Below are 21,032 nucleotides of genomic sequence, written 5' to 3' on the forward strand. Positions count from 1 at the left end.
ACCGGGCAGACGCGAAGGGCTGCGCTGTGACGAACTAAGGATTGAATGCTTCGAAGTGCCGTAAACAAAGGTGGAACATTATCCGGGACTATTCGGGGACTTCGAGTCCCGTTCTGCCCGTTCTGCCCGTTCTGCCCGTTTTGGTCCGGTTTCGAGACGGCTGGCCGCGGGCTAGAAAATATCTCAAGATGTTGAAATATTGACCGTTTATAGCGGCCCGGGAGGATGTCCTACTAGTAAATGAAAACAATGCGTTAGTGTGTCTAACTCGTTCGAAACGGGGTCTTGTTTTCATTGGCGTTTTTGGGCGGGTGTCTAACCTTCCTAGCTGTGCAGGGGAGGCCTGAAATGGGCCTCTACGCCATGCAATGGGCCTTCAACGCCCCGATCCGCAGCAGCGGCGCCAAGTTTATTCTGGTCGCGCTTGCGGAACATGCTCGGGACGAGGGCCGGGAAGCCTGGACTTGCTTCCCCTCCGTGAAGCGGCTTGCAAAGTGGACGGCGCAAGGCGAGCGGACGATCGAGAGGCATCTGGCCTGGTTGATCGCTGAAGGATGGATCAGCCGTGAGGCTAGGCAGGACCGGCGGCGTGGCGAAAGCGCCTACTTCTATACGCTGCGCCGTTTCGGCGGGGAGGGCGGTCAAGAGCCCGACCAGCCATCCCTGGAGAGCCCAGGGGGCGCCAATTTGGCGAAGCTGAAGAGGGCCTTCGGTCGCCAATTTGGCGCGAAACACCCGCCAATTTCGGCACCAACACCCGCCAATATGGCGTCCGCCTATATAGAGGAACCTGTAATAGAACCGGTAAGTGAACCCAACGCGCCCCAGGCGGGGACATCCGAGGATCACTTCGCTGAGTTTTGGTCCGCCTATCCGAACAAGGTCGAACAGCGTGGAGCCAAGGTCGCGTTCATGCGCCTGGTCCGCTGTGGCGACGCAACGCCGGACGAACTCATTCGCGGCGCGCGGGGGTACGCCCAACGCGTTCAGGACCGTCCCAGGCGGTTCACCAAGTCGCCGACCAGCTGGCTTCTCAAAGGATGTTGGGCGGACGAAGCTGCGCCGCCCCCCTCTGCTCAGTTGCCGGCCGGGTCGCAGGCCTTCGAAGGGCCAAGTGAGATCTGGGCCGGTGCGATCCGCACCAAGGATCTGGGATGGGCGACCAGCTACCTCGCCCCATGTGCGTGGATCCCGTCATCCCGAACGATACGGACGCGCACGGCCTTGGCGGCCAGAGCGCTACGCGACGAACTTGGCGCGCTCCTTCGCGATCTGTCCGTGACTATCGTTGATCCCGCAAACGCCTTTGGAGCCACCCATGCGCGCTGAAGAACGAAGAGTCGTCGAGAAGCTGGTCAAAGCCGGCATCGAGTTCAGCGCGGCCGTGTCAGCGCCCGGAGGGGCAGAAACCATCCCTCTCGAGGCCGAAATGGTCCTCGCCTATCTGGATGACTGGAAGGCGGTTGCTGCAGCTCATTACCAGCTGGAGGTGGAGGAGTACGAGCTATGGGTCGCGCTAGACGGCCGAGCGATGTGCGGCGAACGGACCCGTTCAGGCGCGCAATGCAAGAACCCCGTCAGCGGCAGGATTCAGCTGTCTGCGTTTGACTGGCTCATGCGCCATGGCGACCCATGCGCGGTGCATGGCGGCGAGACCTCTACTGACGCTCGATGAAACCGGTGTTGACCAGGTGCAGCGCTCCACCGGCTTCCTATGGAGATTAGGCTGCCGCTCTGGGTGCTCCGCCGGCTTATCCGACGATATCCTTGGCTGCTGTCGAATAGCGTAGCCGTTTGGCGTTCGTTTGTGATCGACCTTTTAGTCGGGGAGATCACGGTAGAGGCTCGGTTGGCCCTATCTGAAGAGCAAAGGGCCGCGCTTGTGAAGGAGCAACAAGCGGTGCATCGTTTATAGTTGTTGGTCCTATACGAGCACTTAGCGTCAATTCCAGACATTGGCATCGACTACGAAGAATATCTCGCCAAGATCGTGGCGCTCACAAAGGCGGCGAGCAACCCGGGCGGCGCGACCTATCCAGACTCAATGAACTCGGCCGCGCGGCGCGCGCTGTATGACAACCTCAGCAATAACGAAGACGTCGCCGCGGCGATCGATACCGACATTCGCAAGGTCAAGAAGGACGACTGGCGCGGAAATACCTTCAAAGAGCGCGAAATTCGCAACGCTATCCGCTGTCATGTTTCCGACAACGAGCAGGTCGAGTTCATCATGGATCTGGTGAAGAGCCAGCATGAGTACTGAGGCGCATAAAATCAGTGTTGGCGGTCTTCGTATCGACGTCGTACGCAAGCCAATTAAGAACTTGCATGTCGGTGTTTATCCCCCCCACGGGCGAGTTCGGGTAGCAGCGCCACTCGCCGTGAGCGACGATGCGGTTCGCTTGGCCGTAGTGACCCGCTTGCCCTGGATCAAACGTCAACGCGCCCGGTTCGCCGATCAGCCTCGCCAATCGGAGCGCGCCTATGTGTCGGGCGAGACCCATTATTTCATGGGACGGCCATATCGGCTGCGCGTGATCGAAGGCGCCCCCGCTGGCTGGGTACAAGTCCGCAGCGTGAAGGCCCTTGATCTTTATGTCAGGTCCGAGAGCGACCGCGACACCAGAGAGCGTGTATTCCTCAGCTGGTACCGGGAAGAGCTCCGATCGCAAGCGGCGCCTATGATCGACAAGTGGGTGATCAAACTGGATGTGCCGCCACCGGTCTGGGGTATCAAGCGGATGAAGACCAAATGGGGGACGTGCAGCGTCGATGCCGGACGCATTTGGCTTAATCTCGAGCTGGTGAAGAAGCCTTCCCGAACTCTCGAATATATTGTCGTTCACGAACTGGTGCATTTCCTGGAGCGCCAGCACTCAGACCGTTTTGTCGATCTGATGGACAAGTCTTTGCCGAATTGGCGAACGCTTCGTGACGAACTGAACGCAGAGCCGTTGGCCGATGAAGATTGGGATCGTTGAACACGCGCCGTCCGGAAGAGGTCCTGTTTCTGGGCGGATGCCGAGGTCCGCAACTGGCGCGACGCCACCGAGCTGATCGGATTGCGCCGCTCAAGGGCGCGCGGGGGCTAGGCTCGGCCATGCTCAATTTGCGGTTCGCCCTCTAGACGATGCACGTCCCCCTCGTAGAGTGCGCTCAACGGGGGCGAATATGACTGATGTTGCTGCAACTGCTGCGGGCGAGCGCCAATCGGTGTTCGAAAGCGATCTTCCGCTGGATGCGAAGCTGGAACGCGCCAGGACGGAGCTACTGGATCTCTCAGCCCGCAACCGGCTTCTGAACATCCCGCGTTCGGCAAAGAGCGCCAAGACGCTTGAGGTGATCGACGAGCGCACGGCCGAGGTGTTCCGATTGCTGGTCAAGGACGGCAAGGCCTTCACCTTCCTGGCCGGCAAGGGCGCGACCGCCGAGCAGGACGATGATGAAATCGAGATCGCGGAACTGGCGCAGCCCGAGGACGACGGGGTCGATGCACGCGGCGTCGCCAATCGCCATGCCGACACCCGACTCCAGACCCGGCTGACTCCCGCAGGTCTGCAGAAGAAGCTGCTAGACCTCTATTACGACGCCAGAACCTTGGAAGAGGAGCAGGGCGTCAACATCCTCTTCCTGGCGCTGGGAACCCTGAAGTGGGTCGATCCGAACAATACGAGCGTCGTCCGGTACGCGCCGCTCATTCTGGTTCCGGTCGAGCTGGAGCGCGGCAATGCGGCCGAGAAATTCAAGCTGCGCGCGCGGCTGGAGGACTTCGCCGCGAACCTGTCGCTGGAAGCCTATCTGGACCGTGTTCACGGCCTGAAGCTGCCGACGTTCGAGGCGAGTGACGATTTCGACCCGTCCGCCTACGCCGCGGCGGTCGCTGACGCCATCTCGTCGAAGGAAGGCTGGTCTGTCGATCCGGACGATATCGTCCTGGGCTTCTTTTCCTTCGCCAAGTTTCTGATGTACCGCGACCTGGACCCGGCCACGTGGCCGGCGGGCGCGAAGCTGGCCGATCACGCGCTGATCCGCCCGCTGGTGTCCGATGGCTTCCCCGAAGGTGAAGCCCTCCTGTCGGAAGACGAGTCGATCGACGCCAATATCTCGCCGTCGGAGATGATCCATATCGTCGACAGCGACAGCTCTCAGACCTTGGCGGTGGAAGAGGTGCGTCGCGGGCGTGACCTGGTGATCCAGGGGCCGCCAGGCACCGGCAAGTCCCAGACCATCGCCAACGTCATCGCCTCGGCGATCGCCGATGGGAAGACGGTGCTGTTCGTCGCGGAGAAGATGGCCGCGCTGGAGGTGGTGAAGCGCCGCCTGGATTCCACGGGTGTTGGCGACGCCTGCCTCGAACTGCATAGCAACAAGGCCAACAAGCGCGCCGTCCTCGAGGAGCTTCGTCGGACCTGGGAACTGGGCGCACCGAAGTCTGAGAGCCTGGAGGCGCTGAACGCCCGCCTCACGGATGCTCGGGATCACCTGAACGCCCACGCCGAACGACTGCATACGCCCCTGGGCGCGTCGCAACAGACGCCTTATGAGGTGATCGGCCATCTCGTTCGTCTGCGACAGGCGGGTGTGAAGCCGGGCTATCTGCGTCTCGACGGCGTGGAAGCCTGGACTAAGGCGGCGTTCGAGGAGCGTTCACGGCTGCTGGGGGAATTGGCCGAACGCGTTCTCGACATCGGCGCGCCAGGCGAACATCTGTGGCGTGGCGTCGAACGGGACAGGGCGATGCCGACGGATATTGCCCGGCTGGAAGAGCGACTGGCGGCGCTGTACCTGCGCCTAGTCGCCATGCGCGAAGAGAATGTCGCCATCGCGAGCCTGCTTGAAGCGCGCGAGCCGGAGACGCTGACCGGACTTGAACCCCTGGCGGTCCTGGCGCGCCGTCTCGCCGAAGCGCCGTCGCTCGACGCCGAGGCCTTGGCGTCCGAGATCTGGGACACGCCGAGCGTGGTGCGCGATCTGCTCGCCAACGGCGTCGAGCATACGGCGCTGACAACTCAGTTGGCTCCGATCTTTTCGAGCGAGGCCTGGTCGGTCGATTTGGAGCCGCTGCGAACAGTGCTCGCACCGCTCGACCCGGCCATGTCGAACGAGGCTTTCGATCGGGCCGTCGTGATCGTCAGCCGTGTCCCTCTCCTGCTCGAGCAGGGACGCCGGCTTGCCGAGGCGCTGGGACGTCAGGCGCGGCCGACTGACGTCAAGGGATTGGCGGACCTGGCCCAGATCGGCGAGCGGGTAGGGGCGGCGCCGGACGCGGATCCCGCCGCTTTCGCCCAGGACCTCTGGAACAGCGGCATCGAGAGAGCGGCGGACCTAGCAGGCGCGGTTCAAGCCTTGGAAGAAGCGCGTCGTGAGATCGGTGCGGCTCTGAGCGATGCTGGCTGGTCGGCGGATCTGGCAGCGGCGCGCGGCGTGCTCGCGGCCCATGGGTCGTCCTTCTTCAGGCTGTTCAGCGGTGAGTGGCGGGCGGCAGACCGGCTGGTCCGGTCGTTCCTGACTGACCCGAAAACGCCGCTGGCGCGCCAGTTGGCGCTTCTGGACACTCTAGCGCGCGGACAGGCGGCCCTGAAGCTCATCCGGGACGACGCCGAGTTTGGCCGTAGCGCTTTCGCTGGTGACTGGCGAGGAGAGCGGTCGGCGGCCGCGCCGCTTACGGCGCTGGTGGAGTGGATGCGCAGTCTGCGTGGTCTGGGCGCGGAGCCGCGTCTCATCGTCAGCGCCAGCCCGGATCGCCGGCGCATCGCCGATCTTACGGTGGCGCTGGCGCGTGACCTGGATACGCTCTGGACAGAGGTCAATCGGCTCTGGGACGAGGTGGGAAGCGGTCGACGGGAGCTGTTCGGCTCAGCGGAAGAGCCAGCTTTGACCGACCTCGCCGCCTTGGCGCAGGCTTGCGATGTCGTCGTTGGCACGCACCGGGCTTTGTTGGCGCTGCGCCTTCAGGATGAACCCTCGCTGGCCGTCCGCCTGCGTGATCTGGATGACCTTTTGAAGGGCCAGGGCCGCCGCGCGGCTCTGGTCTCTGCTGACGCGCAGGGGCGGGCGGCGTTCGGGTCTCGATGGCGCGCCGAGGCGTCGGACTGGACCGAGTTGTCTGAGGCGGCGTTGTGGCTGTTGGCCAACGGAGACATCCGCGCGCTGGCGTCACGGATCGCCGACCGGACTGGACTGGCGAGCCGTTGGGAAGCGAGCCTGGCGGCGCGGGACGTCTGGACCGCTGACGTCGGCGCCTTGCTCGGCGATCTCAAGGCTGGCGCCGAGGCGGCCGTCGTGGCTGAAGATCTGTTGACGACGCCGGTCGCGATCTTGGGCGCCCATCTGGCGGCTTGGCGAGACGGCGGCGAGCGGTTGACCTCCTGGGTGAACTATCGCGCCCGCGCCAAGCAGGCCGCGGCGCTGGGCTTGAACGACATCGTCGAGCGCTTGCATGACGGCCGGCTTGAGCCCGTGGCCGTGCATGACGATTTCGAACAGGCCTTCTTCGAAGCCGTGCTGGAGCAGCAGGTCGAAGCCGATCCCGAACTGGCGGTGTTCGACGGGGAAATTCAAGGCCGCCGCGTTCGCGAGTTCGTCGATTTGGATCAGCAGCGTATTCGCCTGGCAGCCATGCAGGTGGCGCGGGCGCATCACCGAAAGATCCCCCCGTTGGTTGGCGGCGCGGTCGGCCCGTTGGGCGTCCTGAAAGGGGAGATGGCGCGTAGGCGGGGGCACATGCCTATCCGCCAGCTGATGCAGAAGGCCGCCCCCGCGGTACAGCGGCTGAAGCCCGTCTTCATGATGAGCCCGCTATCGGTGGCGCAATTCCTGCCGCCGGGCGAGCTGACCTTCGACCTTCTGGTCATGGACGAGGCCAGCCAGATCCAGCCTGTAGACGCTCTCGGCGCGATCGCGCGCTGCCGCCAGGTGGTGGTCGTCGGCGATCCGCAGCAACTGCCGCCGACGGCCTTCTTCTCGAAGATGACGGGGCAGGCCGACGGAGACGACGATGAAGGCGCCGCCAAGGTGGCCGACATCGAGAGCATCCTGGGGCTGTTCACGGCGCGTGGCCTGCCTATGCGTATGCTGCGCTGGCACTACCGCAGCCGCCATGAGTCGCTGATCGCGATCTCGAACCGCCAGTTTTATGAGAACAAGCTGGTGATCATCCCCAGTCCGTTCACGGCGCAATCGGGACTGGGTCTGCGTTTCCACCACATCAAGGAAGGGGTGTTCGAGACCGGCGCCTCGCGCACCAATCCCGTGGAAGCCAAGGCCGTCGCCCAGGCCATCGTCCATCACGCCCGCACCACGCCGGAGCTATCGCTGGGTGTGGTCGCCTTCTCGGCGGCGCAACGCAAGGCGATCATGGAGCAGCTGGAGCTCCTGCGTCGACAGCTGACGCCGGCGAACGAGGCTTTCTTCCAGCTGCATCCGACCGAGCCGTTCTTCATCAAGAACCTGGAGAACGTCCAGGGGGACGAACGCGACGTCATCCTGATCTCGATCGGCTATGGACCCACGGCGCTCGACGCCAGGCCGCCGATGCGCTTTGGACCTGTCGGACAAGACGGCGGCGAGCGTCGCCTGAACGTGTTGATTAGCCGAGCCAAGCGGCGGTGCGAGGTTTTCGCCTCCCTGACCGACGAAGATATCGACCCTGATTTCGCTTCGACGCGCAAAGGCGTGTTCGCGCTGAAACTGTTCATGCACTTCGCTCGCACTGGGCGGATGTCTCTGGCCGAGTCGATCGGCCGTGACCGGCATCCCGTCTTCGAGGCCCAGGTGGCTCAAGCCCTGCACAGCCGTGGCTACCAGGTTCACCAGGACGTGGGCGTGTCGGGCCTGTTCATCGATATCGCCGTCGCCTCGCCGGATCATCCGGACCGATATCTTTTGGCCATCGAGTGTGACGGGCCGTCCTACAAGGGCGCGCGTTCCGCGCGTGACCGCGATCGCTTGCGCCGCAGCGTTCTGGAGAGCCAAGGCTGGATCGTTCATCGTATCTGGAGCGGCGACTGGTTCAAGCGTCCGCAGGAGCAGCTCGAGCGAGCCATAGCCGCCATCGAAGCCGCCAAAGTCGAGTTGGTTCGCGATGGCGCGGCCGCGGCGCGTCTTGCGCCCTACGAGATCATTTCCGTGGAGCGCGAGGACGTCACGGAAATGGGGCTGGCAGGCGTCGCCGAAGAGGCGGCTCTTTCGCAACCCTATGTCGAGACGGTCGTGACGCGCCCAGCCCATGTCTTCGGCGACATCCATGAGACGCCGACGGGGGTCCTGTCGCAATTGGCGGAATCCGTCGTTCAAGGCGAAGGGCCGATCCATTTCGACGAAATCGTCGTCCGCATGCGCACCGCCTGGGGCGTCGGCAGGGCGGGCGGTCGAATTCGCGATGCGATACGCAACGCCGTCGACATCTCGACCCGCATGGGCCGGATCGTGGCGGAAGGGGAGTTCTTCTCGACGCCGGGCACCGATATCCTTGTGCGCGATCGTGGCGAGGCGGCCTCGCCGACACTACGCCGGCCTGACATGCTGCCGCCCGCCGAGATCGAAGCGGCTTTGGTCGATGTGGTGTCCCGAAACTTTGGCGCCACCGAGGACCAGGCCATTCAGGCTGTCTCGCGAGCCTTCGGTTTCAAGGCGACCAGCACCCAACTGCGTGACGTGCTCGGCGTCGTGGTCGAGCGCGCCGTTGAAAAGGGCGTTCTCGCGCGACGGGATACGCTGATCGAGGTCGGTCCCAATGCGCCCCAGCCGAAGCGGGAGCCTGAAAGGCCCGCGCTGGAAATGCTGATCGCGGAAGGCGAAGGCGAACGGCTCGAGTTCAAAGAGACGCTGCGCTGGGATCTCCGTCAGGGTCTTGTGAACAAGAAACTGGAGGACAGCGCCATGAAAGCGATCGCCGCCTTCAGCAATCACAGCGGCGGGGTTCTGCTGATCGGGGTTCGGGACGACGGAACCGTTCGAGGGATTGGTCAAGACGTGGCCTGCTTCGGCGGCGTCCGTGACCGGTTCGAACTGCACCTGACCAACCTGATCAAGGATCGCTTCTCCGAGAGTTTCAGGGCTGGGTGCGTCTCTGTCAGCTATCCGATGCTGAAGGGCGAGCTGGTCTGCAGGATCGATGTCAAACGGTCCCGGACGCCTGTCTACCTCGCGCTGTCGGAGGGGAATGGCCCGGCGACCAAGCGATTGGTCGTACGCGCCGGCGCCTCGTCGCCGGAGATCCCGTTGGACCAGGTCGCGGCCTACGTGCGGGATCATTTCGCGCACTAACCATTGGAAATTGGGGGATGACGATGGACGACGAACTTCTCAATCGCTTCGGCGGTGATCGGATCGCCTCGCGTCAGATCGACGAACTGGTCGGTCTCGCGCGCGGCGTGGCGGCGGACGGCGATATCAATCAGGCTGAAGTCGAGTTTCTCCAGAAGTGGCTCGCGGCCAACGTCGCGATCAGCGAGCAGCCGCTCATCCGGACGCTTTATGAGCGTATCAACGAAGCTCTGGCGGACGGTGTCTTGGACGATGAGGAAAAGGTGTCGTTGCTGGAGACGCTGGGCAGTTTCTCCAATCGTGACTTTGAGCTGGGAGAGGTCCTGAAGTCATCGACGCTTCCCCTGTGCGATCCGCCGCCCAAGCTGTCCTTTACGGGCAGAACCTATTGTTTCACAGGGACCTTCATCTATGGACAGCGCAAAGCCTGCGAACGCGCCGTCGTCGAGCGTGGCGGTGTGAGCGGCGGGCTCAGTCGCAAGACCGAGGTGCTCGTGATCGGCGCCTACGCGACCGATTCCTGGAAGCATTCGACCTTCGGCAACAAAATCTTGCAGGCAAGTGAGTGGCGCGAAGAGGGCCGACCGATCTCAATCGTGTCTGAAGAGCACTGGACGCGGCATCTATGAGGTGAGGTTACGGATTCGCGCCGCCGACGAAAGCCTGAACGCGCAAAGCGTCAGCGATCGGCATCGGAGTGAGTTGCTGCCCGCTGGGTTTCAACCTCGAAAAATCAAGAACGCACGCAGAACATTGTGCGGGACTATTGCGGGGAATCGACTCCCGCAGGCGGGACTTTTACCTGGTTTGTTCCATTTTTTCTGCTCGCCTGTGACGCGATAAAATCCATCAAAATATTGTTTTCATTGAAAAATTTTGGCGGCCCGGGAGGGACTCGAACCCCCGACCTTCGCTTTAGGAAAGCGCTGCTCTATCCTGCTGAGCTACCGGGCCGCGGCGCGCGCGGGTCAGGGTCAATAGCGCAAGACGGCGGGCGTGCGAACCCCGCCGAGGGGATCGGGCGCAGCTTGTGGGGGCGATTGGGTTGCGGCATCTGAAATCGATCTATGTGCAGGTCCTGGTCGCCATTGCGCTGGGTATCCTGGTCGGGGCGCTTTGGCCGAAGATCGGGGTGGCGGTCAAACCGCTGGGCGACGCCTTCATCAAGCTGATCAAGCTGGTCATCGCGCCGGTGATCTTCTGCACCGTGGCGGGCGGCATCGCCCGGATGGGCGACATCAAGGCGTTCGGCCGGGTGGGCGTCAAAGCGCTTCTGTACTTCGAGGTGGTGTCGACGGTGGCTCTGGCGCTGGGCCTGCTGGTCGGGCGCACCCTGCGGCCCGGCGATGGCTTCAACATCGATCCCGCCACCGTCGATCCGTCGATCGCCGCCGGCTATGTCGAGAAAGCCAAGCATGGCGAGGGGCTGGTCGAGTACCTGCTGCACCTGATCCCCGACACCTTCGTGGGAGCCTTCGCCGAGGGCAATCTGCTGCAGGTGCTGGTGGTGGCCATCCTGACGGGCTTTGCCTGCACGCGGATGGGCGACTTCGGCGACAAGGTCGCCAACGTGCTGGAAGACATCGCCAAGCTGTTCTTCGGCGTCATCCATGTGGTGGTGCGGCTGGCGCCGATCGGGGCGTTCGGGGCCATGGGCTTCACGATCGGCAAGTACGGGATCGGGGCGCTGATGCAGCTGGGCGCGCTGGTGGCGACCTTCTACCTGACCTCGATCCTGTTCGTGCTGGTGGTGCTGGGCGCGATCGCCTGGGCCAGCGGCTTCTCGATCCTGCGCTTCCTGGCCTATATCCGCGAGGAGCTGCTGATCGTGCTGGGCACGAGCTCGTCCGAGAGCGTGCTGCCGCAGATGATGGAGAAGCTGGAGAACGCCGGCGCCAAGCGCTCGATCGTCGGCCTGGTGATCCCCACCGGCTACAGCTTCAATCTGGACGGCACCAACATCTACATGACCCTGGCCACCCTGTTCCTGGCCCAGGCGACCAACACCCCGATCACGCTTGGCCAGGAACTGGCGTTGCTGGGCGTGGCCATGCTGACCTCGAAGGGAGCCTCGGGCGTGACCGGGGCGGGCTTCATCACCCTGGCTGCGACCCTGGCCGTCGTACCCGATATCCCCATCGCGGCCCTGGCCGTGCTGGTCGGTGTCGACCGGTTCATGAGCGAATGCCGAGCTCTGACCAATCTGGTCGGCAACGGGGTCGCGACCCTGGTCGTGGCGCGTTGGGAAGGCGCTCTGGACCGCGACCGTTTGTCGCGGGTGCTGCGCGGTGAGCCGGCCGCCGCCGAGCCCGCAGCGTCATAATCGCAGAGCGCGAACCAGGTCGGAAACTCGCGTCCAGCCCTGACTCCGCAAGGGAGTCCGGCGTTCGGCGAGCCTTGTGTCGAAAACCCGACGAAAGCGCCGCGACGGGCTCAACCGGTGCGCATGTGCGTTTGCGCGCATCGGTCGCATAAGGCCCAGCTTGCCCGTCTTGGCGCGCATGTTAGGGTTTCGAATACAACCGCCGTGTGATGTTGGAGACATGCTGGACTACGCGCCCCGAGACGATGCCCAACACGCCGACAACGGCCTGCTGACGCTCATCGAAACCATCGAGGCGCTCTCGGCGACCCGCACTATCAGCGAGGTTGCGGACGTGGTCCGCAAGGCCGCTCGCCGCATCTCGGGCGCCGACGGCGTGGCCTTCGTGCTGCGCGACAATAACCAGTGCTGGTACTTCGACGAGGATGCGATCGGCCCGTTGTGGAAGGGCAAGCGCTTCCCGCTGACCGCCTGCATCTCCGGCTGGGCGATGCTGAACCGCCAGACGGTGGTCATCCCCGACATCTATCTGGACGACCGCATTCCGCACGACGCCTATCGCCCGACCTTCGTCAAAAGCCTGGTGATGACGCCGGTGCGGATGGAGGACCCGGTAGCCGCCATCGGCGCCTACTGGGCGCAGGAGCATACGCCGTCGCCGGAGACGGTGCAGAAGCTGCAGGTCATCGCCCGCGCCACGGCCTCGGCCCTGGAGAGCGGCCGGTTGCACGACAGCCTGGTCGATGCTCGCCACCACGGCACCTTCCTGCTGCAGGAGCTGGACCACCGGGTGAAGAACACCCTGGCCATCGTCCAGTCGATCTCGCGCCAGACCCTGCGCGCGGCGTCTTCGCCGGAAGCCTTCGCCGAGACCTTCGAGAACCGCATCCTGGCCCTGTCCAAGGCCCACGAGCTGCTGACGCGCCGCGCCTGGGGGCGCGCCCAGCTGGAAGAGATCCTGGATAAGGCCCTGGCCCCGTTCAGCGCCAACCTTTCCGACCGCTTCGACATCATCGGCCCCGCCCTGACCTTCAGCGCCGAGACCTCGGTGTCGGTGCACATGACCCTGCACGAGCTGGCGGTGAACGCGGCCAAGCACGGCGCGTTGTCGACGGCCGACGGGCGGATCGTCATTCGCTGGAGCGTCGAAGAGACGGCGAGCCCGCCGATGCTGACCCTGACCTGGCGCGAGGTTGGCGGCCCGCCGATCGTCGGCACGCCCGAGCGCAAGGGTTTCGGGTCGCAGATGATCACCCGCGGCCTGGCGCGCGACCTGGGCGGCAAGGCCACCCTCGATTTCACGCCGGACGGCGTCATCTACACCCTGCGCGCGCCGCTTTCACAACGGATGAGTCTCGCTGCATGAGCTGGCTGGCCGCATGAAATCCAAGGTGATGATCGTCGAGGACGAGGCCCTGGTGGCCATGATGGTCGAGGACATGCTCGACGATCTGGGCTGCGAAGTCGCCGGGTCGTTCGGCGCGGTCGGAGACGCCTTGGCCTGGCTGGGCGGCGAAGATCCTCAACCCGACGGCGCGGTGCTGGACGTCAATATCGGCGGCGAGATGGTCTTTCCCGTCGCCGAGCAGCTGCGCGAGCGCGGCGTGCCGTTCGTGTTCGCCACCGGCTATGGCGACCTGCCGCGCAAGGGCTTCGAGAGCATCGAGGTGCTGGCCAAGCCGATCAATGTCGGCCAGCTGCGGGTGGCGGTGAACAAGTTCCGCCCCGACTGACCTCGTCCTAGAGGTACTTCATCCACGGCTGATCGCTGCGGCGCTTGAGGGCGCCAAACCAGCGGCACGCGTACCAGCAGGGCGCGGCGACGACGGCCGACAGCAGCCATAGCGACGCGACGTTCGGCAGGCCGAACACCTCGCCCTGGTTGGGCCCGAACACGGCCGTGGCCAGCAGGTGCAGCAGGTGCAGGCCGTAGAGGTGGAGGAGGTAGAAGAACAGCGGCGCGCCGCCGAACACCGCCACGGCGATGGCCAGGCGGTCGGGGATCTTCTCCAGGCCTGCCAGCAACAGGGCGCCGACGCCCAGGGTCAGCAGCAGGAAGTCGGCCGAGGGCGGGTATTTCTGCAGGTTCAGCACGCTCATCATCGTGCCGAGCGCGGTGGGCTGGACGCTCCACGGCGTCGGATCGCCATAGAGGTTCGTCGCGCGGAGCAGGGCAAACAGCAGCAGCATCGCCAGACCTGAGAGCACCAGCTTGCGGCGGCGGCTCAAGGCCTCCTGCCGGAACCAAGGGCCGATGGCGTAACCCAGGGCCGCGACGCCGATCCAGGGCAGCAGCGGATACGAGGTGCGGGCTCGCGCGCCCCAGGGCAGTTCGATGAAGCCGCGATCGTGCAGGATGGCCCACAGAGCGTGGCCGGGCTGGCCCGGCTCGAAGGCGATCGGGTCGAGCAGGTTGTGGCCCAGGATGATGACGACGCCGACGGCGATCAGGGCGGCGCGCGGCAGATGGACCAGCGCGGCCAGGGCGATCATCGACAGGCCGATGGCCCAGATGACCTGCAGGTAGATCACCGGCGGGTTCAGCGAGAAATTCCAGGCGAAGCCGACAAGCGTGAGCTCCAGCGCGACCAGGAACAGGCCGCGCTTGAACAGGAAGCCCGAGGCCGCCGCCGCGCCGCCGCTCTTGGCCGCGTAGAGGAAGGCGGCCAGACCGGTCAGGGCCAGGAACACCGGCGCGCACAGGTGCGCGGCCATCCGGGTGAAGAACAGGTCCGGCGGCGTCGTGGCCAGGTTCATCGGGTCCGACACCTGGGCGTGGATGAAGAAGAACTCCCGCGTGTGGTCGACCAGCATCAGCAGCATCACGAGGCCGCGCAGGGCGTCGATCGAACGGATGCGCGCGGTGGGGGCGGGTGAGGGCGGGGCGGCGACAGCGACGGTTGACAGCATGGCGAGGTTTCGATTAGCCGATACAATATAACATTACAAACGGAGTTTCCGGTCTTGCCTTCGCTTTCGAGCTGCGCGGTCGCGTGCCTGTTGTCCGCGTCCGGTGTCGACGCCGCGCCTCTTCCCGAAGCGGAGGCGGTCGAGGCGATCGTGATCCTGGGCCGGCGCGACGCGGCCGCCGACGTCACGCTCAGCGCCGGGCGGGTCACCGAGCTGATGTCGCCGTCCAGCCGCTCGATCGAGCGCGACCTGCTGCAGGCGGTCGGGGCCTCGCGCCTGTCCGACGCGCTTGAGCTGGTCAGCGGCGTCAGCCAGCAGAACAACCGCGGCGGGGTCATGGACAACTTCGCCATCCGCGGGTTCTTAGGGACCCCCGACGGCGGGGCCGAGTACTATGTCGACGGGTTCCTGGCCAACCGGGGCTTGGCCCCGCCGCGGGATCCTGCGACGGCCGAGCGGGTCGAGCTGCTGAAAGGTCCGGCCGGCGCCCTGTTCGGCGACATCGATCCGGCGGGCCGGGTCAATATCGTCTCCAAGACCCCGCGCTTCACGCGGCAGGCCGAGGCGGCGGCGACCGTCGGCTCGTTCGGCCTCAGGCGCGGCGAGCTGGACCTGACCGGTCCGCTGACAGACACCCTGGCCGCCCGCCTGGTGGTGGCGCATGAGGAGAGCGACGGCTGGCGCGACTTCGTCACGCTGAACCGCACGGCCATCGCCCCGTCGCTCACCTGGAAGCCCAAGGACGGCCTGCGCCTGACTTACGTTGGCGAGATCACCCGCTACGACACGCCGTTCGACCGCGGCCAGCCGGCGATCAACGGTGACGCCTTGGCCCTGCCGGCCTCGGCCTTCTTTGGCGAGCCCGGCGACGGGGTCACCGAGTTTCGCAACAAGCGCCATCAGCTGAGCGGCGAGGCGGCGCTGGGCGGGACCTGGAGCCTGAACGGGGGCCTGGCCTATCGCGAGGGCACGCTGAAGGGCTTTTCCAGCGACCAGTCACGGCTGGTCGGCGACACCCTATGGCGCCAGCGCCGGCAGCGCGATTTCGCGGTCGAGGACTGGTCGGGCCGGCTGGAGCTGAACGGCGACATCCAGGCCGGGCCTGGTCATCACCATGTCAGCATCGGCCTCAAGGGCTACACGCTGGACTTCCAGGAACGCTTCCTGCGCCGCAACCCGACGGCGGCCGCGCCGTACCCGATCAACGTCTTCAATCCGGTCTACGGCGGCCAGGCTCTGCCACTTCTTCCGTTTACGGATAATCACGAGACTCGCCGCGTCACCACCGTCTACGTCCAGGACCTGTGGGAGGTCACCGACCGCCTCAGCCTGACCGGCGGGGTGCGCTATGACGACTACGTCCAGAAGATCCGCAACAACCGCACCGGCGCGACGGGGCGGACGGAGGGCCAGCCGCTCGACTATCGCCTGGCCGGCCGCTACCGGCTGACCGACGCCTGGGCGCTGCACGCCAGCTGGGGTCAGTCGTTCGTGCTGAACTCGGGCACCGGCCGGGACGGGACCGGCTTCGCGCCGGAAACGGCCAAGGGCTATGAGGTCGGGGTCTCGGGGACCTGGGCCGGCGTCGACATCGGCCTGACTGCTTTCGACATCGAAAAGCGCGGCATCCTGACCAGCGACCCGACCGATCCCAACTTCCTGGCCCCGGTCGGCCGCCTGACCAGCAAGGGCGTCGAGTTTGACGGCTCCATGAAGTTGGGACAGGGCTGGCAGCTGGTGGCCAACTACGCCTGGACCAAGGCCCGGGCCGACGACAGCGCCTTCGCCAGTCCGGATGTGCTGAACGTGCCCAAGCACTCGGGCGGGCTGTTCGTGGTCGGGCGTTTCCCGACTGGGCGGGGGACCAACTGGTCGATGACCGCCGGCGCGGCCTATCAGGGCGACCGCGCCGCGGGGCTGGACGGCAGCGGCGTCCAGTTGCCGGCCTATTGGAAGGCCAAGGCGGCGGTCGACTACGGCCTTACCCCGGCCCTGACGGTCAGGGCCGAGGTCGACAACCTGTTCGACGCGCGCTACGCGGCCAGCTCCTACAGCCCGGTCTGGATCTTCCCGGGCGCGCCACGCACGTTCAAGGTCTCGCTGCGGCTCAAGCTGTAGCCTTCGGCCGGCTCAGCCAGACCGAGCCGGCCAGGATCGCCGCGGTGGCGATCAGCGACGCATCGATGATCCAGGCGACCGGATCGGCGATCCGCCCGGCATTGACCGCGACGTGGACGATCGCGGTCAGCACCAGGAAGCCGGCGGTGGCCAGGCGCAGGGCGGCCGAGATCGCCTTCGGCGTCCAGGCGATCGCCGTCGCCGTGGCCAGCAGGGTGACCGCGCCCCACACCGCCACCGGCGGCGCGGGGACGACCAGGGCTGCCAGGGCCGAGACGGCGTAGCCCAGCGGCTGGCTCCAGACGAAGGCGGTCCAGACCCGTTCCCAGCGTGGCGCGGGGCGGCCCTTGTCGCGACGGCGGGCCAGCCAGATGGCGACGCCGCTGGAGGTCACCGAGGTCAGCCCCAGGCCCAGCAGCAGATAGGCGACCTTGATTGGCCAGCCGCCGAACCAGCCAAAGTGCAGCGGGGTCATGGTCGCCAGCACGCGCAGGCCGACCGAACCACTCTCGTAGCCGACCTCGCCCAGGATCTTGGCCGTTCCGTCGACGATCACGGTCTCGCCGCGCGACAGCCGGCCCTCGGTGACCAGGTTGACGCTGGCGTGCTGGCCGGTCTCGCCGGGGTGCTCGACATAGAGATAGCTCGCGCGGGCGTCGGGATAGCGGGCCTTGAGGTTGGTCAGGATCGCCGCGATGTCGATGACCTTGGCGGCCGGGCGCGGATCGTCCTTGACGCTGGGCCCAGTGAACAGGGCGTAGGCCTTGCTGGTGTCGCCCTTGAAGGTGGCCAGGGCCAGGACGCCGACGATGATCAGGGTCAGGCCCAGGAAGGCGCCGGTCAGCGAGACGATCAGGTGGAAGGGCAGGCCCCACACGGAGATGCGGTTGTGCAGGTCGGCTTCCTGCAGGCGCTTGGAGCCGCCCCACCGAAACGCGAAGGCGTCCTTGAACACGCGCGGATGCGACAGCACGCCCGAGACCAGCGACGACAGCAGGGCCACGCCCGTCAGGCCGACGATGAAGCCGCCCCAGGCGCGGGGCAGGTGCAGCACGGTGTGCAACGTGGCCTGGAAGGTGGACCAGGGGGTCTTCTGTTCGCCGACCAGCTTGCCGGTGGCGTCGGCGTACCAGGTGTGCTCGCCGCCCTGGGCGTCGTCGCCGTGTACGGACAGGCGCGGCGAGGAAGGCTCGGGCAGGCGGATGAAGAGGTCGTGAGCCTTGGGGTTCTTGGCCAGGACCGCGCGGAAGGCCGCGTCGGCGGCCTGAGGCGACACCTCGTGCAGCACGGGTCTCTCCGGCTGCTCCCAGCGCATGAACTCATAGGTGAAGACGGCGATCGAGCCGGAGAAGCAGACGACGTAGATCAGCGCCGCGAAGGCCAGGCCCAGGGCCGAGTGGCCGGCCAGCATGGCGCGCACGAACTCGGCGGGGACCTTGGGCCAGATCGGCTTGCCGACTTTCGGTTTCGCCTTGGTCGGCGCGGTGGTCGAGCCGTCCATCTAGAGCGCTCCCTTCAGGAAGGCCGCGCCCAGGGTGACGACCGAGACGCCGACCAGCACGGCGGTGGCGCGCAGGATCTTGTCGTCCGACAGGGTCCAGGCCATGCCGCCGGCCCACAGGAACGGCACCATCAGCCCGCCGATGACCATGCGGCTCTGGATCTGTCCGGGCGCGCAGATGGCGACCGCCAGGCCGCAGCCCATGGCGGCGATCCCGGCCAGCGGCCCGGCCAGGAAGCCGCGCAGCCAGCCGCGCCAGACGACTCGCTTGCGGTCCGACGGCTCGGGCGCCAGTTCGCGGGCGGCCTTCTTCTTGGCGTTGCGACGCTCGACGCCGGCGGCGACGAGCGCCAGCGCCACCATCGAGGCCAGGGTCAGCATGGCGAACGGTCCGCGCGCGGCGCCCATCAGCGGGACCGAGGCGGCGACCGCCAGAACCAGAAGGCCCCAGCCGCCGGCGATCAGCCACGGCCGTTCGGGGCTGGGCCGATCCCAGGCCCGCTTGAGCAGGACCGCGCCCGCCAGCGGCAATGGCGAGAGCGCCAGGGCCCAGAGAGGGCTCACCAGCGGGTCTCCAGGGTCAGGCCGACGATGCGGGGCTCGCTCAGCAGAGCGATGTTGTCGAGGCGGCGAGTGTACTGGCTATAGGTGGTGTTCAGCAGGTTCTTGCCGAAGACGTAGGCGCCCCAGTGCTCGGTCTCGTAACCGACGCGGCCGTTGAACAGCGCGCGTTTCTTGACGGGGCTGTCCTGCGACTGGTCGATGCCCGCCGCCGAGAAGGCGCTGGCCCGATAGTTGCCGTCCAGGTGGACCAAGAACCCGCTGTCCCAGCGATAATCGGCGCCGGCCGCTAGCGTCCAGTGCGGCGCATAGGGGAACTCCGAGCCCGCCAGGTCGCGCAGGTCGGCGCCCGAGGTGATCGTGAACGCATCGAACTCGGTCTTGGTGTGGCCCACCGATCCGTACCAGGACAGCTGTGGCGTGAGGCGCTGGGCGACCTCGACTTCGAAGCCGTACAGGTGCGAGCTGCCCGCGTTCTCGACTTGGTAGTCGTAGCTGTTGAGGCCCAGATTGACCGTGACCTGCTGGTCCTTCCAGTCGACATAGAAGGCGTTGGCGTTAAGCGTCAGACTGCCGTCAAGCCAGGTGGTGCGCAGCGAGGCCTCGTAGTTCCAGGTGTACTCCGGATCGTAGGCCACCACCGTAGAGCGGGCGATGTTGACGAGCGAGCCGCCCGAGCGGTAGCCGCGCTGCGCCATCAGGCTGGTGCTGATATCCGACGTCCACTGGTACTTCAGCCCGACCTTGGGCAGGAAGGCGTTGAACTTGCGGGTGCTTTCGGGCGCCGAGGACGCGGCCTGGGCCACCATGCCCGTGACGAAGGCGTTTACCTGCACCACGTAGGGCGCATAGGGGCCAAAGGCCGCCGGAGTCGGATAGGTCCCCGTGAAGCTGGCGATCTGCTTCGTGCTGCCGGTGTTTTCCTCGTGATCATAACGGAAGCCCGCCAGCAGGCTGAGCTTGTCGGTCAGAGCCAGGCTGGCGTCAGCGAAGACGGCGCTGGTCTCGATGAGCGACGGGGTGTCGCCGCTGTAGCTGACCGGCACCGACGGCAAGGCGGCGATATAGAGGTTGGCGAAGGCGTTGGCCTGGGCCGCCGCGCCAGCCTGCTGCGCCGGGGTCGGCGAGGGCACGCCCGTCAGCAGGGTCGAGGTCAGCACATTGACGAGCGTAGCGCGCGGGAACGGCACGTTGATCTGGCTGACCAGCAAGTCCTGAGCGTCGCGGCGGGCGTGGAACAGGCCCACCAGGCCGGTCAGGCGCTCGCCCTCATAGTTCAGGCGCAGCTCCTGCGAGCTGGTCTTGGTCTGCTGGGTGCGCGCGCCGTACGAGGTGCGGGCTGGCAGAAAGTCCAGGTCGTAGGTCGCATCGGTGTCGACCTTGTTCCACGACGCGATGGCGTTCAGCGTCAGGGCGTCACTGAGCTTGTAGGAGCCGTCCAGGGTAAAGATGTCGGTCTTGGCGATCGTGCGGGTCGGGTCGCCCGCCAGGTCGGTGCGGTGGTCGAAATAGTCCGGCCGGTCGACGCGGGCGTAGGTGTAGAGATAGCCGCCGTCGCGCTTGGCGTGGAAATAGGTGGCCAGCAGCTTCAGATCGGGCAGGGCCGTCGGTGTGAACAACAGCTTGCCGCGGACGCTGCCGACGTCCAGCGCGTCGATGTCGCGCTTCAGGGTCGGGTTGTAGATGAAGCCGTCGCTGGTCTTCTTGTCGACCGCCACGCGGAAGGCGACCTGATCGGCAATGATCGGACCGCCCACGGCGAACGACAGTTGGCGCTCGTCGCCGCTCGCCAGGTTCAGGCGCACACGAGCCTGCGGCTCGAACGTCGGGTTGGCCGAGCTGATGATCACCGCGCCGGCCAAAGAGTTGCGGCCCTGTAGCGTCGATTGCGGTCCGCGCAGCACCTCGACCTGACCGATGTCCCACATTTCCAGCGGGCCGCTATAGGAGGCTTCCATCGGCAGGGCCGCACCGTCGACATAGATGGTGGCCAAGCCTTCGGTGCCACCACCCGAGACATTGCTATTGCTGACGCCGCGGATCGTGAAGCCGGCCTTGCCGTAGGTCTCGCTCATGTTCGCCGTGCCGGCGACCACGTCGTAGAAGGTGCGGATCATCTCGCGATCGATCTTGGCGGCGGTCGTGACCGCGACGCTGGTGACCGTGTCCTGGACGCTCCGGTTGGTCTTTTCACCGGTGATGATCACCGCGTCGACCGCGGTGGCCTGATCGGGTGCTGGCGTCGCCTCGGCCGCCGAGGCCGCCTGCGCCATCGCCAAAGCGCCAAACGCGCAGGCGGTCAGCAGATGAAGTCGCATGAAGTCCCCCGAAGATCCGTACTGGGGGACGCCG

Annotated in this window: 14 protein-coding genes and 1 tRNA gene; 10 read left to right on the plus strand and 5 right to left on the minus strand. The window is 65.9% G+C overall.

Annotated elements, in window-relative coordinates:
- The first annotated feature begins 348 nt into the window (after positions 1–348).
- The 6 genes from E1H18_RS16750 to E1H18_RS16775 all read left to right on the plus strand — a co-directional run bounded on the left by E1H18_RS16750 (position 349) and on the right by E1H18_RS16775 (position 9,896).
- Complete coding sequence (locus E1H18_RS16750; RefSeq protein ID WP_172270532.1) at positions 349–1,329, plus strand: helix-turn-helix domain-containing protein; 981 nt, start codon at positions 349–351, stop codon at positions 1,327–1,329.
- On the plus strand, positions 1,319–1,675 hold the full coding sequence (locus E1H18_RS16755; RefSeq protein ID WP_172270534.1) for a hypothetical protein: 357 nt from the start codon (positions 1,319–1,321) through the stop codon (positions 1,673–1,675). Before E1H18_RS16750 ends, E1H18_RS16755 begins: the two co-directional genes overlap by 11 nt.
- 315 nt (positions 1,676–1,990) lie before the next feature.
- A complete protein-coding gene (locus E1H18_RS16760; RefSeq protein WP_172270536.1) occupies positions 1,991–2,263 on the plus strand; it encodes a hypothetical protein in 273 nt (90 codons plus the stop codon).
- Positions 2,253–2,981 carry a M48 family metallopeptidase gene (locus E1H18_RS16765; RefSeq protein ID WP_172270538.1) on the plus strand — a complete coding sequence of 243 codons (729 nt, stop codon included), beginning with the start codon at positions 2,253–2,255 and terminating at the stop codon, positions 2,979–2,981. Before E1H18_RS16760 ends, E1H18_RS16765 begins: the two co-directional genes overlap by 11 nt.
- A 190-nt stretch (positions 2,982–3,171) precedes the next feature.
- Complete coding sequence (locus E1H18_RS16770) at positions 3,172–9,267, plus strand: DUF3320 domain-containing protein (RefSeq protein WP_172270540.1); 6,096 nt, start codon at positions 3,172–3,174, stop codon at positions 9,265–9,267.
- Positions 9,268–9,290: 23 nt separating this feature from the next.
- On the plus strand, positions 9,291–9,896 hold the full coding sequence (locus E1H18_RS16775) for a BRCT domain-containing protein (protein WP_172270542.1): 606 nt from the start codon (positions 9,291–9,293) through the stop codon (positions 9,894–9,896).
- Between the two features lie 248 nt (positions 9,897–10,144).
- Here the strand turns inward: E1H18_RS16775 and E1H18_RS16780 are convergent.
- Positions 10,145–10,221: transfer RNA gene (locus E1H18_RS16780), tRNA-Arg, on the minus strand.
- Between the two features lie 100 nt (positions 10,222–10,321).
- Between E1H18_RS16780 and E1H18_RS16785 the strand changes: the two genes are divergently transcribed.
- The 3 genes from E1H18_RS16785 (at position 10,322) to E1H18_RS16795 (ending at position 13,323) form a co-directional block, all read left to right on the plus strand.
- Positions 10,322–11,590 (plus strand): dicarboxylate/amino acid:cation symporter, encoded by a 1,269-nt coding sequence (locus tag E1H18_RS16785; protein ID WP_172271210.1) that lies wholly within the window; start codon positions 10,322–10,324, stop codon positions 11,588–11,590.
- Positions 11,591–11,810: 220 nt separating this feature from the next.
- Positions 11,811–12,956 (plus strand): sensor histidine kinase, encoded by a 1,146-nt coding sequence (locus E1H18_RS16790; RefSeq protein WP_172270544.1) that lies wholly within the window; start codon positions 11,811–11,813, stop codon positions 12,954–12,956.
- A 13-nt stretch (positions 12,957–12,969) separates the two neighbouring features.
- Complete coding sequence (locus tag E1H18_RS16795) at positions 12,970–13,323, plus strand: response regulator (protein ID WP_172270546.1); 354 nt, start codon at positions 12,970–12,972, stop codon at positions 13,321–13,323.
- 7 nt (positions 13,324–13,330) lie between these two features.
- Here E1H18_RS16795 and E1H18_RS16800 read toward each other — a convergent pair whose 3' ends face one another.
- Positions 13,331–14,500 (minus strand): DUF1624 domain-containing protein, encoded by a 1,170-nt coding sequence (locus tag E1H18_RS16800; protein ID WP_172270548.1) that lies wholly within the window; start codon positions 14,498–14,500, stop codon positions 13,331–13,333.
- A gap of 90 nt (positions 14,501–14,590) precedes the next feature.
- On the opposite strand from E1H18_RS16800, the gene E1H18_RS16805 reads away from it, so the two are divergent.
- Positions 14,591–16,618, plus strand: a complete 2,028-nt coding sequence (locus tag E1H18_RS16805; RefSeq protein ID WP_206679085.1) for a TonB-dependent siderophore receptor — start codon at positions 14,591–14,593, stop codon at positions 16,616–16,618.
- On the opposite strand, the gene E1H18_RS16810 is transcribed toward E1H18_RS16805, so the two are convergent.
- From E1H18_RS16810 to E1H18_RS16820, 3 genes are read right to left on the minus strand one after another with little or no spacing between them, the layout of a single operon-like run.
- Positions 16,608–18,119, minus strand: coding sequence for a PepSY domain-containing protein (locus tag E1H18_RS16810; protein ID WP_172270550.1), 1,512 nt, complete (start codon positions 18,117–18,119; stop codon positions 16,608–16,610). The two genes, E1H18_RS16805 and E1H18_RS16810, sit on opposite strands and share 11 nt — an antisense overlap.
- Entirely contained in the window at positions 18,120–18,683 is a 564-nt protein-coding gene (locus tag E1H18_RS16815) for a hypothetical protein (RefSeq protein ID WP_172270552.1), read from the minus strand.
- Positions 18,680–20,998 carry a TonB-dependent receptor gene (locus tag E1H18_RS16820; protein WP_172270554.1) on the minus strand — a complete coding sequence of 773 codons (2,319 nt, stop codon included), beginning with the start codon at positions 20,996–20,998 and terminating at the stop codon, positions 18,680–18,682. Before E1H18_RS16820 ends, E1H18_RS16815 begins: the two co-directional genes overlap by 4 nt.
- Between the last annotated feature and the right edge of the window lie 34 nt (positions 20,999–21,032).

The organism is Caulobacter sp. RHG1 (assembly GCF_013181195.1).
Classification (GTDB): domain Bacteria; phylum Pseudomonadota; class Alphaproteobacteria; order Caulobacterales; family Caulobacteraceae; genus Caulobacter.

What these genes read in the sequence shown, in the direction of transcription:
- E1H18_RS16750 (WP_172270532.1), top strand. Translation starts at nt 349, where the DNA reads ATGGGCCTCTACGCCATGCAATGGGCCTTCAACGCCCCGATCCGCAGC.
- E1H18_RS16755 (WP_172270534.1), top strand. Translation starts at nt 1,319, where the DNA reads ATGCGCGCTGAAGAACGAAGAGTCGTCGAGAAGCTGGTCAAAGCCGGC.
- E1H18_RS16765 (WP_172270538.1), top strand. Translation starts at nt 2,253, where the DNA reads ATGAGTACTGAGGCGCATAAAATCAGTGTTGGCGGTCTTCGTATCGAC.
- E1H18_RS16770 (WP_172270540.1), top strand. Translation starts at nt 3,172, where the DNA reads ATGACTGATGTTGCTGCAACTGCTGCGGGCGAGCGCCAATCGGTGTTC.
- E1H18_RS16775 (WP_172270542.1), top strand. Translation starts at nt 9,291, where the DNA reads ATGGACGACGAACTTCTCAATCGCTTCGGCGGTGATCGGATCGCCTCG.
- E1H18_RS16790 (WP_172270544.1), top strand. Translation starts at nt 11,811, where the DNA reads ATGCTGGACTACGCGCCCCGAGACGATGCCCAACACGCCGACAACGGC.
- E1H18_RS16795 (WP_172270546.1), top strand. Translation starts at nt 12,970, where the DNA reads ATGAAATCCAAGGTGATGATCGTCGAGGACGAGGCCCTGGTGGCCATG.
- E1H18_RS16800 (WP_172270548.1), bottom strand. Translation starts at nt 14,500, where the DNA reads ATGCTGTCAACCGTCGCTGTCGCCGCCCCGCCCTCACCCGCCCCCACC.
- E1H18_RS16810 (WP_172270550.1), bottom strand. Translation starts at nt 18,119, where the DNA reads ATGGACGGCTCGACCACCGCGCCGACCAAGGCGAAACCGAAAGTCGGC.
- E1H18_RS16820 (WP_172270554.1), bottom strand. Translation starts at nt 20,998, where the DNA reads ATGCGACTTCATCTGCTGACCGCCTGCGCGTTTGGCGCTTTGGCGATG.